The organism is Mesorhizobium sp. ESP-6-2 (genome assembly GCF_020164675.1).
Classification (GTDB): Bacteria; Pseudomonadota; Alphaproteobacteria; order Rhizobiales; family Rhizobiaceae; genus Mesorhizobium.
Genome location: NZ_JAIUGT010000008.1, coordinates 50444 through 64477, shown reverse-complemented (window position 1 = coordinate 64477; position 14034 = coordinate 50444). Strand labels below are relative to the sequence as shown.

12 protein-coding genes and 1 pseudogene are annotated in these 14034 nt (G+C 60.9%); 4 read left to right on the top strand and 9 right to left on the bottom strand.

The genetic code is table 11. The annotated features are described in order from the left end of the window. Nucleotides 1–20: 20 nt before the first annotated feature. Entirely contained in the window at nucleotides 21–1262 is a 1242-nt protein-coding gene (locus tag LB532_RS20765) for an ROK family transcriptional regulator (protein ID WP_181169503.1), read from the top strand. A 183-nt stretch (nucleotides 1263–1445) separates the two neighbouring features. Here the strand turns inward: LB532_RS20765 and LB532_RS20760 are convergent, their stop codons facing one another. The 6 genes and pseudogenes from LB532_RS20760 to LB532_RS20735 all read right to left on the bottom strand — a co-directional run bounded on the left by LB532_RS20760 (nucleotide 1446) and on the right by LB532_RS20735 (nucleotide 7301). After that, nucleotides 1446–1898 (bottom strand): VOC family protein, encoded by a 453-nt coding sequence (locus LB532_RS20760; RefSeq protein WP_140642986.1) that lies wholly within the window; start codon nucleotides 1896–1898, stop codon nucleotides 1446–1448. A gap of 305 nt (nucleotides 1899–2203) precedes the next feature. After that, nucleotides 2204–2343 (bottom strand): annotated as a pseudogene (locus LB532_RS20755) (oxidoreductase); the annotation flags it as partial. A gap of 1 nt (nucleotide 2344) precedes the next feature. Beyond that, nucleotides 2345–3043, bottom strand: coding sequence for an ABC transporter ATP-binding protein (locus tag LB532_RS20750; protein WP_140642988.1), 699 nt, complete (start codon nucleotides 3041–3043; stop codon nucleotides 2345–2347). Then, nucleotides 3040–4875: an ABC transporter permease subunit gene (locus LB532_RS20745; RefSeq protein WP_140642990.1), complete on the bottom strand. Its 1836-nt coding sequence runs from the start codon at nucleotides 4873–4875 to the stop codon at nucleotides 3040–3042. The genes LB532_RS20750 and LB532_RS20745 overlap by 4 nt, the downstream gene beginning before the upstream one ends. A 12-nt stretch (nucleotides 4876–4887) precedes the next feature. Beyond that, nucleotides 4888–5763 (bottom strand): branched-chain amino acid ABC transporter permease, encoded by an 876-nt coding sequence (locus LB532_RS20740; RefSeq protein ID WP_140498479.1) that lies wholly within the window; start codon nucleotides 5761–5763, stop codon nucleotides 4888–4890. Between the two features lie 185 nt (nucleotides 5764–5948). After that, nucleotides 5949–7301, bottom strand: a complete 1353-nt coding sequence (locus LB532_RS20735; RefSeq protein WP_140642992.1) for a substrate-binding protein — start codon at nucleotides 7299–7301, stop codon at nucleotides 5949–5951. Between the two features lie 223 nt (nucleotides 7302–7524). Between LB532_RS20735 and LB532_RS20730 the strand changes: the two genes are divergently transcribed. Further along, nucleotides 7525–8262: a Crp/Fnr family transcriptional regulator gene (locus tag LB532_RS20730; RefSeq protein WP_140642994.1), complete on the top strand. Its 738-nt coding sequence runs from the start codon at nucleotides 7525–7527 to the stop codon at nucleotides 8260–8262. Here LB532_RS20730 and LB532_RS20725 read toward each other — a convergent pair whose 3' ends face one another. Then, nucleotides 8263–8430, bottom strand: coding sequence for a helix-turn-helix domain-containing protein (locus tag LB532_RS20725; RefSeq protein ID WP_181169504.1), 168 nt, complete (start codon nucleotides 8428–8430; stop codon nucleotides 8263–8265). It lies immediately after the preceding gene. 311 nt (nucleotides 8431–8741) lie between these two features. On the opposite strand from LB532_RS20725, the gene LB532_RS20720 reads away from it, so the two are divergent. Both LB532_RS20720 and LB532_RS20715 read left to right on the top strand, forming a co-directional pair. After that, nucleotides 8742–9014, top strand: a complete 273-nt coding sequence (locus LB532_RS20720) for a hypothetical protein (RefSeq protein ID WP_140642996.1) — start codon at nucleotides 8742–8744, stop codon at nucleotides 9012–9014. Nucleotides 9015–9102: 88 nt separating this feature from the next. Further along, nucleotides 9103–9294, top strand: coding sequence for a hypothetical protein (locus LB532_RS20715; protein ID WP_140642998.1), 192 nt, complete (start codon nucleotides 9103–9105; stop codon nucleotides 9292–9294). Here the strand turns inward: LB532_RS20715 and LB532_RS20710 are convergent. Then, complete coding sequence (locus tag LB532_RS20710) at nucleotides 9277–9963, bottom strand: Crp/Fnr family transcriptional regulator (RefSeq protein WP_140642999.1); 687 nt, start codon at nucleotides 9961–9963, stop codon at nucleotides 9277–9279. The two genes, LB532_RS20715 and LB532_RS20710, sit on opposite strands and share 18 nt — an antisense overlap. A gap of 47 nt (nucleotides 9964–10010) precedes the next feature. Continuing rightward, nucleotides 10011–13796 (bottom strand): ATP-binding protein, encoded by a 3786-nt coding sequence (locus LB532_RS20705; protein WP_181169506.1) that lies wholly within the window; start codon nucleotides 13794–13796, stop codon nucleotides 10011–10013. Nucleotides 13797–14034: the final 238 nt, after the last annotated feature.

Sequence of the window (14034 nt, the reverse complement as noted above, 5' to 3'; positions counted from 1 at the left end):
CGAAAGGAAAGAATCCGGGCATGTTGACGCTCCACACCGCGGATTTCGAGGACGCCCGCCAACGCGACTGCGCACGCATCATCGCCAGCCTGCACCAAGGCGGCGGCAAATCCCGCGCCACACTTGCCGCCGAGTTGGACATGACCTCGATGGCGACCTCGCGCGCCATCGCCGACCTCGTCGGCATGGGCATCATCGAGCAAAGCGTCGGCCAAGTGAGCGGCCGTGGCCGCCCACCAGCGCAAATCGTTTTGAACCCCGGTTGCGCGGGCGCGACCGTCCTTCTTGTTTCCAGCCAGGAACTGGTTGGCGTCCTTGTCGATTTCCGCGGAAGTGTCCTCGCCCGGCAAACCGCCCATGTTCCGTCCGACGCCGATTCGGCCCGCATGACCGCCACGATGTGCGACCTTGTCGCCGGTCTGCTCGGCAACTGTCCGTCTGGCATGCGTCATGTCGGAACGTCCGTTGCCGTTTCCGGCATTGTGGACGTGAAGACCCGGACGTGGATATTGACCTCGCGATGGCCGAACGTTCGCGATTTCGACGTCGGCAAGGCGCTCGACGGCATCACGCCGCGCGTGTTCCTGTTTCGCCAACTGGATGTCGAATTGAGCGCCCGATACGCCGTGCCGGGCATGGAAAGGCTGGAAGGCGCCTTCATTCTTCATTGGGGTTGGGGCATCGGCCTGGCCTATCGCGGCAGCGACGATGCGCCGATGCGCCAGAGCGGCCCCTTCGGCGAAATCGGCCATTGGCGTTTCAACGTGCTCAAGGATCGCCCCTGCGGATGCGGCAACCGGGGCTGTCTCGAAACAGCAGCTTCGCTGTCAGCCCTGTTGCCGGCCATACGGGAGATATATCCGTGGGCTTCGGGGGAGGAGGAACTCCTCTCCAGCCAAATCGAGACGATGGAGCTGACGGATATTCCCGAAATTCGGGTCGCCGTCGATCTTGTGGCGCGTGCGCTAGGTAATGCCTGCAGGCTGCTTTTCCCAGAGAAGGTGTTCATCACCGGCCCGTTTACCTGCAATGCCGGACTCTACGAACTTTTACGCTCCCGCTTCGAAGCGGAAGGACTGGTCGGCACCTTGCGCCTGCCGACCCTGATCTCCGATCGCTCCAGCCTCGACTACGTCGTCAAGGGCGCCTCGCAACCGCTTCATGAAATCGCCGTTCGCGTGCTGCTCGGCACACCGCAGGGGAAACCGAATGGCGCAGGGCGGAGCCGGCGGAATGGAAAGCGGCAAAGGCCGACGCCCTGACGCCAGGCATCTGAATGATTCACGCGGCGGGTTCAGAGATCCGGGAGCAATCTCGATGACCCACATTTCTCGGGTCCTGTGGAGAATACTGCGACGCCGCTCGGGCGAAGCTCGGCTACCTCGCTCATTACGAGCCGCACAGCGAACAAGCCGCATTTGGCCATGTCGCCGGCGTCTCCTTCTTTAGGCCAGGAGCGCATTCCCGCGTCGTTCCATCTCTGCCGGATCGAGGTCCTCCTTCCACGACAGGAGCACCCAGACGTGGCCGAAGGGATCGCGCACGGAGGCGGAACTGGCGCCATAGAACATATCCGTGGGTGGCTGAATCTCTTCCGCGCCAGCCTTGACCGCGCGTCGCAGCAGGGTCGCATTATCATCAGTGAAGATGTGAAGGCCTGCTGTGCAGCGACCAAGTGTCCGCGGCTCGCCGTAAAGTCTCTCGTCCGGATCCCCGATCATGATCACGGCTCCGCAGATCAAAATCTCGGCGTGCATGATTTTGCCGTCTGGGTGGGCAATTCGGAACAGTTCCATCGCTCCGAATGCCCTCTCGTAGAACGCGATCCCATCCGACGCCCCGTCGACATAGATGTGAGGGACAATCGCGTTTCGATATCTCTCCGGTCGTTCAGTCATCTCGATCTCCTCGCGCCAATATCAGAGCGCTCGCTTGCGGTGCACAAGCCGGCAAAGCGCTCTTTACAAGACCCGGCGGAAGGTCCGCCTCAGTTCGGCCACCGCACCGCCGGAGACCATCAACCGTGCGTCGACACGATCCGTTCCGGGTTCCACGCGATCATCTGCTCGATTGCCGCCGAAGCCGGCGCCGGCTCGACTTGAAATTCCTCGAAAATCGAACGGTGCCTCTCTTTTCCAACACAGCAGGTCGGCAATAATCCAGGCCGACTCCAACCTGGAGACTGCCCTGATATTTCCGGCGATCAGCGACTGGCGCGCCAGAAGGCGATACGGCCCTGCAGGCGATAGCCCCGGATAATCGCCGGCATGAACCACGGATTGCCGCGATAGAGCGGGATGGCCGAAGGCGTCGAAAGTCGAACGCCGTCCGCGACTGCTCGCCTCTAGACGCCGAGGTGATGCTGCAGCAGCCCCGGCTGTGTCTTGAGCTCGGCGGCCGGGCCCTCATGGGCGATATGGCCGTTGTTGATGATATAAACGCGGCTCGCGAGTGCCAGCGTCGCGGCGATGTTCTGTTCCACCAGCACGATTGTCTGACCCGCCTCGGCCAGTTCGCGGCAGGCGCGCACCAGATCGTGCACAATGACTGGAGCAAGTCCTTCGAAGGGTTCATCAAGCAGAAGGATCTTCGGGTTGCGCACCAATGCACGGGCTATGGCCAACATCTGCTGTTCGCCACCCGAGAGATCCGTACCACGGCTGGTGCGCCGTTCCTTCAGCCGTGGGAACATCGTGTAGATGCGTTCCAGCGGCCAGCGGTCGACGGCGGTCAACCCGGCCAGAATGATGTTTTCCTCGACGCTCAGGCTGCCGAAGATGCGCCGATTCTCGTGCACGAGCTGCATGCCTTCCCGAGCGATGCTGTGCGCCTTCCTGCCCACCAGCTCAACCCCGTCGAGCTCAACCGAGCCGGCACGGGGCATCACCACGCCCATCAGGCTCTTCAGCGTCGTCGACTTGCCCGCGCCGTTGCGCCCGAGCAGCGCCACGACCTCGTTTTTCTCGACCCTCAATGCAACGTCGAACAGAATGTGACTGTCGCCATAATAGCTGTTCAACGCTCTGACTTCGAGCAGGCTCATGCCACCTCTCCATGTACCCCGCCGAGGTAGGCTTCCTGCACCTTTGCGTTGGTCTTGATCGCACCGGGCATGCCTTCGACCAGCACCCTGCCCTCCTGCAGGACGGTCACTTTGTCGACCAGCTCGAAGAGCGAATCCATGTCGTGGTCGATGATGATCATCGTGCGTCCACGCGCGATTGACTTGAGCAGCGCCACGGTCTCAACGCGCTCGCGCGGGCTCATGCCGGCAAGCGGTTCGTCAAGCAGGAGCAGGCTCGGCGACGTCGCCAGCGCAAGACCGATTTCCAGCCGCCGCTTCTCACCATAAGCCAGTTCCGAGACAGGCCGATCGAGCCGCGCCGTAAGGTTCACCAGCGCCGCCGTTCGCTCGACCTGCTCATTGAGACCGGGAACGCTGTGGATACTCTTGAACAGGTCAAGCCGGAACTTTCCACGCGCCTCGCCCAGCGCGGCAATCATCAGGTTCCGCCGCACCGTCAGGCGGTCGAACAGTTGGTTGATCTGGTAGCTCTTGGTGAGCCCGAGCTGGCACACCTCGGACACACCCATGCCCGTAATGTCGCGGCCGGCCAGTATGATGCGGCCGGAGGTCGGCGCGATCTCGCAGGTGAGCATCTTGAAGAACGTGGTCTTGCCCGCGCCGTTGGGACCGATGATGCCCCGTATCTCCCCGTGACCGACGCTGAAGTCGATGTCGCTGTTGGCCGTGATACCGCCATAGCGCTTGGTTAAGCCCTGCACCTGCAGGATCGGTCCGGATGCCGGCGCAGTGCCACGCCGGCGCGCCGCCAGCGGCTCGACGACGGTCACGACGGGCGGCGCACTCTCAACCGCGGTATTGGCCGGTTCGATGCGCTTGCGGCCGCGGGTCAACCCATAGAGATCGACGATCGCACCGACGATGCCGCGCCGCAGGAAGCAGACCAGCAGCACGAAAACGACACCGAGCACCAACTTCCATGTGGCGCCGAGATGCAATGTGTTCTGGAAAAAGTCGCTCAGATAGAGCCACACCGTCGCGCCCACCAGCGGCCCGAACAGTGTGCCGGCACCACCGATCGCCGTCTGCATCACGACCTGGCCGGACGTGTCGAACATGAAAGCGTCCGGCGGCATGAAGCCCTGCATGACGCCCAACAAGCCGCCGGCAAAGCCGGCATAGATCGCCGCAACCACGAAGGCCGTGAGCTTGTAGCCGTGTACGTCGTGGCCGAGCGCCGCGGCGCGGAGCGGATTGTCGCGGATCGCCGAAAGGATCGCGCCAACGGGCGAGCGTACGATGCGAAGTGCGACGACAATACCGACGAAATACCAGAACGCCAGGAAGGTATACATCGTCCAGTCGGTATTGAATTCGAGCGCCGTGAAGCCGAGGTTGACAACCGGGGTTGGCACGCCGGGCAAGCCGTTCTCGCCGCCCGTGAATGCCGAGAGCGGATTGAACTCGACAAAGAAGAAGACTTCGGCGATCGCCACCGTGATCATGGCGAAATAGATGCCGGTGCGTCGCAGGGCGATCAATCCGATCACATAGCCGACGACACCCGACACGACGGCACCCATGACAATGGCAGCCATGACATAGGAGAAACCGGTTTCAGTCAGGAGATAGGCGGCGAACATCCCGCCGGTACCGTAGAAGGCCGACTGGCCGAAGGACAGCAATCCAGTATAGCCGAACAGGATGTCGAAGCCGATCCCGAACAGCCCCCAAATGAGAATGCGATTGATCGTGCTGGGCGAGAAGCCGAGATGGGGCAGCACGAAGGGCGCCAGGACGAGCGCCAGCGCTGTCAGAAGCTCGACAAGGAAGGGATGTTTGATGTTCATGGCCGCCCGCGTCTACTCGCGCCCTGCCGTGCCGAGCAGCCCGTGCGGGCGAAGCACCAGCACCAGCGTCATCGCCACAAACAGCATGACATAGGAATAACCGGGATTGAACATCGAGGTGATGCTGATGATTTCGCCGGCGATGAGCCCGCCGAGGATGGCGCCCGGAAAGGAACCGACGCCGCCAATCACCACGACCACGAAGGTCTGGACCAGTATGGCTTCCCCGACATCGGGCGCGATCGACACCACGGGTGCGTTGACAATGCCGGCAAAGCCGGCCGCCATGGCTCCGATGCCGAAGACGAGCATGAAGATCTTGTAGACGTCGATTCCAAGCGAATCGACCATTACCGAATCCTCGATGCCTGCTCGCACGATCATCCCGATGCGGGTGCGATAGAGCACGACATAGAGCATCAGCAGCGCCAGGGCGACGATGCCGAGCAGCGCCAATCGGTAGGTGGGATAGACCATGAAGCCCAGATGGGTGATGCCGACCAGCGAGGCGGGCGGCGGCACCGTGCGCGAGAGGCTGCCGAAGAAAAAACGGACCGTCTCGACGAAAACGATGCCAAGCCCGAACGTGACGAGGAGCTGATCCTCGAGCGGCCGCGTGTAGAAATGGCGAATGATCAGCCGCTCGATCAACACCCCGACGATCATCACGAACAGCGATCCGGCCGCCACCGCGGCGAGGAATGAACCTGTATAGGTGTAGGCGAGCCAGCCGGCATAGCCTCCGAGCATGAACATCGCGCCATGAGCAAGGTTCAGGACGCCGAGCGTGCCGTAGATGATGGTCAGCCCGGAGGAGATCAGCGCCAGAAGCGCGCCGAGCACGAGCCCATTGAAGCACTGCGAAATGAAATTTGCCCAGTTGATCACTCTGCGCCCACCTTAATCATGGAAAATATGCCCTGGCCTCGCGCCAGCAAGGGTTTGGCAGACAAGTCGCGAACAACCGACATCACACCGACCGCCGGGAGACAAACCGTCTGCGTTCAGCCAGAGCCAGTCCCGGTGCGAGCGCCTTCTCCACCCGAGTCGGGCGGAGAAGGCGCTGTCGGGTATCAGGTGTAGCTGCCCAGGTTGCAGCCGAACTCGTCGGGCTTCTGCATCAGCGGCGCGCCATCGACCACCTCGACCACGTTCCAGTAGTCGTCGTCGCTCTTCATGTCCTTGGGGTCCTTACCCTGGACGAGTACGACCGGTCGCACGCACTGATGGTCTTCCGGCCGATAGTGAACGTCGCCGACGAGTGAAGGGATGGTCTCACCCTTCTCGTATTGCTTGATGACGTCCGGCGGATAGAAGCTACCGGCCTGCGACACCATGCGCGCCCAATGAGCGAAGCTGACATAGGCGTTTTCGGCGCCCCATTCCGGCCGATAGCCGAACTTTTGCTGGAACGCGTCCACGAACTGCTTGGCGAGCGGATACTTGTCTTGCAGGGTCCACCAGAAATCGGTAGCGGCAAAAACCCCGGCTGTCAGTTCGGGGCCTACTTCCTTGGCAAGGAAGGGGATCTGGTAGGGGATGACCATCTTCATGCTCGGAGTCAGGCCGAACTGCTTGGCCTGCTGCATCGACAGCACCGCGTCGCGGCCCCAGTTGACGTTGACAATGAATTCGGCGCCCGAATTGGCGATGTTGGTCAGATACTGGCTGAAATCCTGGGTGCCCAACGGCGAGACCTGGTCCGTCACCATCTCCCATCCGCCCTGAGAGGTCAGGTAGTCGTTCACAGACTTGGTGACGGTGTGGCCGTAAGTGTAGTCCGGCGTCATGAATGCGGCCTTCTTTCCCTTGCCGTAGGTCTTCACAAGGATCGGGCCAATCGCGTTGGCTGCGGTCTGGCCGTAGAAGTTCTGGCGGAAGCCGTAGCGGACGCAGTCCTTGCCGGTTGTGTCGTTTGAGCCGGAGATCCCCGCGACGTAGAGGATCTTCTCGCGCTGCGCGAATTTGTTGAGCGCAACCGCGACCGCCGATGAAGTCGAGCCGGTCATCAGGATGATGTTGTTTTGGTGGATGAAATTCTGCTCAAGCTCGACGGCCTGGTTCGGCTTGGCCGCGCTGTCGGCGGACAACAGCTCGACCTTCTTGCCGAGCAGCCCCTTGTCGACCTTCGGTGCCAACGCCTTCATCAACTCATGGCCGTTGTTGATGTGGTCGACCGCGAGCTGCCAGCCCTTAAGTTCGTCAGCACCCTGCACCGCATAGGCGCCGGTAAGGGGTACCGCCGCTCCGATGTGGACGGTGTCGCCCGCCGACCCGGCCGGCCAGGTGCCTATCGCGGGCTTGTCGTCGGCCGCAAAAGCCGCAAAGCTGGATAACGGCAGAACGGCACTACCGAGAAGACCTGCGCCCGCGTGCAGCATGGTACGGCGGGATATATTGGAAGTATTTTGATCGTCGAGCGGCATCAGCTGTTCCTCCTAAGCGTGGAGCCGTCGGACGGCTCTCATTGTTGTTCCCGGAAACCGGTTTTTTCCAGCAAAAACGCTGAAAATGGCCTATTTGCATGGGCATTCGCAGTGGCGTAGGCCTGCCAGTCAATACAACTTTCGTTTGATGATTCTGTTCATTGATCTGGATTAATAAGCATAGGAAAGTTTCGTTGAAGGTCATGAACATTTGGAGCATGGCATGCCGCTGACCGGCCACCCGATTGTGACCCGACTGACACGTGCAATGAAGCTGGATGCGCTAGACATCAAACGTCTTGAGGCAATCTTCGAGCGCGATCTTACCATTCGGAAACGGGAGGAGCTCGTCGTTCACGGCTCCGAGTTCCGAAACCTGTGCTTTGTTAAAGACGGCTACGCGATCCGCTACAGGTTGCTGCGCAGCGGCAGGCGGCAAATCCTGAAGCTCATCCTGCCCGGTGATGTCATTGGCTTCCCGGTCAGCTTTTTCGATCGATCCACCTGTGCGGTCGTTGCCGTGAGCGAACTGACCTACGCCGTCTGTTCGTTCGACGCTTACATTCGTCTCTGCTACGAGCAGCCCCAATTCGGTCTGGTGTTAAGTTGGCTCGCCGCCCAAGAGGCAGCGACTTATGCGGAACACATTGTCAATCTGGGTCGGCGCACTCCGATTGAAAGGCTGGCGCACCTTTTGCTGGAGATTCACGCACGTCTCCTGGAGGTCGAACGCGCCGACGAAGCAAGTTTCGATTTGCCGTTTTCACAGGAAATCATGGCAGACGCGCTCGGGTTGAGCGTGCCCCATCTCAATCGCGTCATTCAGCAATTGCGCGCCGAACAGCTTATCACCAGCAACGCGCGCTTCATCGATTTGACTGATCTTGCGGGCCTTCGAAGACTGGCTCAGTACCAGCCGATGTCCCTCATTCCGATCCCGGTGCAGAAGCAGCGGGATTGATCACGGAGCTAGCCCTTCCAGGCCGCCATCATTGTAGCGCGTGAGGATCTTATAGCCCGTCTTGAGCGATATCGAATTCCGGCACAGCACCACCATTCTCTCGCCGTCCAGCAGCCGGGCGATGAACTTCGGCCGCTCTTCCACGATGTTACACTCCTTCCAAGGCACCTTGCTCTCCTTGCAAAGGGCCGAAAGTGTAACCCAACTATCCGGAATGAAATGTCACCCATCTCGCGGGAAGGGTATGCCTGAAAGGCGTCCCATCGATCATATTGGCACCCTTTGTGAATTCCTTCACATACAAATTCCACCCGCGGCGTACAAGAGATGACAGAGCAGGCAATTTAGTCTCTCTTTCGGATAGATCGTAAAGAAAATAGAGAAGATCAAATCCGAAGAGGAAGTTGGTTTTTTGAAACTAAGCCAATTTCGTTCTCATCACGACTTGTTGTGATGCCATCAACCAAAGGGAGATCAACATGTATAAGATCATTACAGCTGCGTCTGCGTTCTTCATCCTCACGGTGCCTTCGTTCGCGATCGACTCGACCTTCGTCCACAGTCTGCGAGCCGACAATGGTGACTTCGAGGCCCCGGGTGACTTGAAGGGTCAACATTCATTGCCTTCAGAAGAAGCGGTGTATGGCTTCCCGACCGGATCGATCGGGTTGCCTGGTGGCGCTTCGAACTCCAAGTGCATGGGGGTCAGCCCACACCAGTACGATCCCGTCAGCCCGGACTGCCGGAATTGACCCAGATAAGAGCGGTGGCTAGCGCCACCGCTCTGCCTCCTTGAGCGGGTACCGACTGACCGACGGACTATCAAGAAAAGGCCCGACCATGGATCGCGCGACAGCCGTGGCAGGTCAAATCCGCCTGGGCCGGCGTCAGGATGCTGAACGGAAGCCCCAGTTCGTCGCGATGCAGGTAGAGGACTATCTCTTCATGCCGATCCGGTCTTCGTTGCGCAACCTAATTCGCGGCTCTGATGCGCGCACGCCCATTGCGAAACGATCAGTCATCGTCCTGTGACTCGGCGATGTGACGAAGCGCACCGGCATTCGTTATGCGCAGGCCACCACGCTTGATTGCGATGATCGAACGGTTGCGCCAATCGTTAAGCGTCTTGTTGACGGACTCGCGCGTGGCGCCCAGGAACTCGCCCAGTTCGGACTGAGAGATCGGTATCCAACCTGAGTCATCCGCCATAGCGCCGGCCAAAAAGGCCAGTCGCTTTGCCAGCCTGGCCTCAATGCCGAAGAAAGCCTGATCGCCAAGTTCGCCGCTGACCCAACGCAGCCGTGCGCACAAAAGCTCAATCATGGCGCGTGCCAGATGTGGGGTTTTTTCGATGCGATCGAAGAGCTGCGCCCGGCCGAGCGAGGCCAGATCGCAAACGGTCAGGCAAGTGGCGGTTGCAGTGCGAGGGCGCCCGTCGAGCGCGCCGATCTCTCCGACCAAGCTGTGCGAAAGCTCGATATTGGCCACCAGCTTCCGGCCTCCCGGCGAATACATCGAGATCTCCACCGTCCCGCTCATCACCCCGTAAATACGATCGGATGGATCTTCCTGGACGAAGAGAATCTGGCCCGCCGCGTGGCGTTCAGCCTTGCAGCCGCCGAAAAGAAGATCGAACAAGCGCGGATCGATCCGTGCAAGGCGCGGCAGATCATTTCTTTCGTTCGCGCCGCCAAAAGCCATGTCGCCCCCAAGTTGCCGATCGGATAACTCCAACGCAAGAGAGTATCTTAGATCTTGTCTTGCCGGCGCCTCAGCTCGGCCGCAATGATCGACTGATCCCTGCGTAACGAGAGGCGCCGCGCAGCCGCGAGTGCTTGCCGCCAAGTAGAGACGGCGCGGTCACCGCGCCCGTCCAACCAATGGGCCACGCCGACCCACAGCCCATACTGGGCGGTGCCGACAGGAAACGCGCGGCGGTAGCGCTTGAGCTCATGCAGCGCTTGGCGCTCCCAGTGGTGCCACTGGTCGTACTCGCGCGAGAGGCCTGCCTCCCTGCCGCGCAGAAGCACTTCGCACACGCCAGCAATGCCGGGCAGTGTGCTGTGCACAGTCGGCCGACGCATCTCGCGCAGCAGGCGTAGCGTCTCGACCACAGCCCGAAGGCTCTCAGCATGGAGCCCGACCCGTGCAAGCGCGAGCGCAAGCGACCCTTTGGCGGAGACCAAGTCGGCGAGATCGGCGGACCCGGCCATAGCGGACGTGGTCAGCCGAAGGATGTCCACCGCTTCACGGGGGCTATCCGTGTGGAGCACACACAACGACTTGCATCGGAGCGCCCAAATCTCTTGCTGGAGGTTTCCGCTGTTCTGTGCGCGGGAGAGCAGCGCTTGGGCGGTGTACTCCAGCGCACCCGATTCACCCCGGTAGTACATTGACCAGAAGCGCATGGCCTGGGCGTTGCACCAACTTAGTTGATCGCCCGCCTTTAGACATAGCTCTTGGGACTGATCCAGACGACGATCTACCATCAGCCAGTCGCAGCGCCCGATGCGCCAGAGAGCATCGAGATTACACAGGTGGGCATGGACCGCTGGATCGGCGAGCGCAGTCACCACCCGTTCTGCCCTTGCCATGAAGTAGTTGCAAGCGCGCCGGCGCCCCAGAATTCCCAGCCCGCATGCCAGTTGGGCGGACGCGACCACCATCTCCATGGTGAGCCCCGTGCGCTCCGCATGGGCGACAGCCGCGACGGTGTGGGAAAACGCTCGCGAAAAGCGAAGCTCGAAATAGTCCACGACCGCCGCCTGGTTAAGACAGCGCGCTAGTTCTCGCTCCCATGAGTCCAGTACACCACCCTGAGTTGACCATAGCGAGGGAGGGAACACCTGTTGGAACGCGAGCCGCATTCCACCCCCAAGCAGCCGCATCAAAAGGGCTGCCGAGGAGCGTGGAACCGGCGTGCCCGCCAAGGTGAGGGCGCGCCTCACCGAAATGCCCTGAGCATGGAGGTCGCCGCGACTGTAATGAGCCTCGCCGAGCTGCCTGCGCCAACGCACCGACTGAAGTCTTTGCTCAGCACTCCAAGGCTGCTTCGACTCGTATCTTAAGCAGATTTCCAGAAACGCCTCGACCTCTCGAAATGCACCGACCTGCAGCGCCTTGATTGCTGCCAAATTGGCATATTCAACTGCCTTGAAATTGTTTCCGGCGGCCTCAAAATGCTGAACGAGGGCCGCGACATCCGCGCCCATGGCGGCCGACTGGCTCGACTCGATCCAGGCGGCCAGAGCTGCATGAAGTCGCTGTCGCACTTCACTGGGAATTGAACCATAAACGACGTCTCGGATTTGATCATGACGGAACTCGTAGTTCCCTGATCCGGTGCCCTGACGCACGAGATGCGCCGCCACGAGCGACTCGACAGCTGCACCCACACCGTCGTGACCCAGTTCGCCCTCGAGCAACGTCGCCAGGGCCTCGCCGGTAAAGGAACGCCCGATCACCGCCGCAGCCCTGAGAACGTGCTGGACTGGGGTCTCCAATCGATCAACGCGCTCCCGAATGACCCGATCGACACCTTCGAAATATCGAAGGCTCTCGAGCGGGCGGATCGGACACCACAAACCATCGCGTATGGCGATGAGCCCCTGGCTCTTTAATGTCAGCGCTATCTCCTCGGCGAAAAACGGATTGCCACCGGCCAAGGCCGAGACCCGGCGCGCCAGTTCGCCATGTGGGGGCACATCCCCGAGCGTGCGGGCGACCAGTTCGCAAATCGACGCTTCGCTGAGTTCCTCAAGATCCAGGATACGACACAGGCGGGCGGGATCGTCAGGTTCCGTTCCGGATGTATTCCTTCGTGAGGCCTCGGCTCGCCTTCGTAGGTTTTTTAACTCCTCCGGAACTTCGTCCGAGCGTACGCACAGGACCAGAAGCAACGAGGACAGAGATGAGAGAACCCACTCGACGAGGCGCCACGATGCCGAATCCAGCCACTGACTGTCCTCCAGGACCAATGCCAGCGGGCGCGGTGCCAAGTTATCCATGAGATCACCCAAAAGGCGCATGGTGGCATCAGCGCGATGAGGTCCCTCCAGATGTCGCGTCCCGTCGTTTTGGGGAATTTCGATGCTCAAAACATCACCTAGCAAGGGCAGTCGCGCAACGAGCGACAGATTGCCCTGAACCCGTTGCGTGACGACATCAAGCACCGCAAATCCATCGCTGTCGGACGGTAGGCCGAGAAGGGACACAAGCACCCGCCGCCATGGCAGGAGCGATGTCCGGCGATCGTCACGTTCGGCGCGCGCTGTCAGAACCTCGATTGCGGTTGAGCGCAGTTCGTCCGTGAAAGCTCTGATCAAAGCGGTCTTTCCAATGCCCGACTCACCCAAGACAACGAGCAAACGCCTGCCTCCACGGCGGGTCTCCTCGAACGTACGTTTCAGGAACTCCAGCTCGCTCCGCCGACCAATCAGCGGATTAAGAGGTTGGACCGGGGCGCGCGGATCCATGGGACAAAACACCGTTGCCATGTCCCCAAGTCCGTCCAGTTGCAACGTGCCGTGTTCTTCGAACCAAAACGCCGCCCGGCTGGCTCGCTCTGTCGGCGCATCGCAGAGAACGTTTGCCGATGCCGCTGTCATAAGCCGCGCCGCCCGATTCACGGGCGCGCCGATCACCATCAGCTGGCGCCGACGTGCGCTTCCGACAACACTAAAAAGCGCATCGCCGGTAGCCACTCCCATCGACGCGGAGAGGCCCAAGCGTTGGGCCGTCAGACGGATCGCGCGAGCAGCATCGACGGCACGGCAAGGGTCGTCGCGGTGGAAACTGCCCCGCGCCCCGAACGTCGCAAAGAAAATCAGACCTTTGTCGTCAAAGAGCAACTCGCCGGCCGGTCCACCGCGCGAACGCAGATCCTCCTGGAGGGTCGCGCATAGCAGTTGATAGCGCGCAAGCGCCTGAGGTTGGCGGTGGTCAAGTCCGGCAATTCGCGCGAAAAGGGCGGTGATCGGCCTAATCTCCGCCAGGGCGTCTAAGCGGGCGGTCGTTGGACGATCTTCTTCGGAACGGATGGCAATGGCGCTGTCGGCAGCAACTGAGCGCAAGTCGGCTTCGGACAGCAGGTCCCTGAGCTGCAAAGGCAGGAACCTTGCCAGCCAGCCCGGAGGCGGAGAATCCAGCGTAGGCCGACTGCGCCGCGATTGAGACGGCTGCGCAAGGGCCAAGTTGGCTTTGTCGGAAAGTACATATTCCCATCGGCGCGCAGCCGCTTGGGACTGAGCGGCCTGCATGATGGCATCTCCACCTGCAAAGAGAGTCCAGACCGGCTGACCGCCCAAAGCCGCCGCCCAGAGGGCCCCCGCCCCTACTCCAACATGCAGCGCGGGTGCGATTTCAGCTGTTCCGTTCTCCAAACGCTCGTTCCGGCCGCCGCAGATTGCCTTGGCACAGGCTGTCGCCGCTCGCACCGCGCTTTCAAGTCCGCGGACATCCGCCGACCAGTAGGCCAGCAGTTCGTCGCCGGCGAGGTACAAAATCTCGCCTCCACGATTGTATACTTGCTCCACGCATCGTGCGTAGGAGTGACTAAGCAGGCTCGGGATTCTTTCAAGTCCTTCTTGCCCTCGTCGTGCTAGTTGCTCGACCAAGGCCGTGTATCTCGACACATCGACAAACACCACTGCGGCCGGGAATTCGACGGCTACTGGGCCATCCGCTCGAAGTGCGTGAATTCTACCGAGTAATTCCAGCGGCAGAAAACTCTCAAGTAGCTCGCAAGTACCCTTCATGGGTTCCTTCCCGCAG

Coding starts and splice junctions, on each gene's coding strand:
- LB532_RS20765 (WP_181169503.1), top strand. CDS start 21: ATGTTGACGCTCCACACCGCGGATTTCGAGGACGCCCGCCAACGCGAC.
- LB532_RS20760 (WP_140642986.1), bottom strand. CDS start 1,898: ATGACTGAACGACCGGAGAGATATCGAAACGCGATTGTCCCTCACATC.
- LB532_RS20750 (WP_140642988.1), bottom strand. CDS start 3,043: ATGAGCCTGCTCGAAGTCAGAGCGTTGAACAGCTATTATGGCGACAGT.
- LB532_RS20710 (WP_140642999.1), bottom strand. CDS start 9,963: ATGGCTTTTGGCGGCGCGAACGAAAGAAATGATCTGCCGCGCCTTGCA.
- LB532_RS20715 (WP_140642998.1), top strand. CDS start 9,103: ATGGATCGCGCGACAGCCGTGGCAGGTCAAATCCGCCTGGGCCGGCGT.
- LB532_RS20735 (WP_140642992.1), bottom strand. CDS start 7,301: ATGCCGCTCGACGATCAAAATACTTCCAATATATCCCGCCGTACCATG.
- LB532_RS20730 (WP_140642994.1), top strand. CDS start 7,525: ATGCCGCTGACCGGCCACCCGATTGTGACCCGACTGACACGTGCAATG.
- LB532_RS20745 (WP_140642990.1), bottom strand. CDS start 4,875: ATGAACATCAAACATCCCTTCCTTGTCGAGCTTCTGACAGCGCTGGCG.
- LB532_RS20720 (WP_140642996.1), top strand. CDS start 8,742: ATGTATAAGATCATTACAGCTGCGTCTGCGTTCTTCATCCTCACGGTG.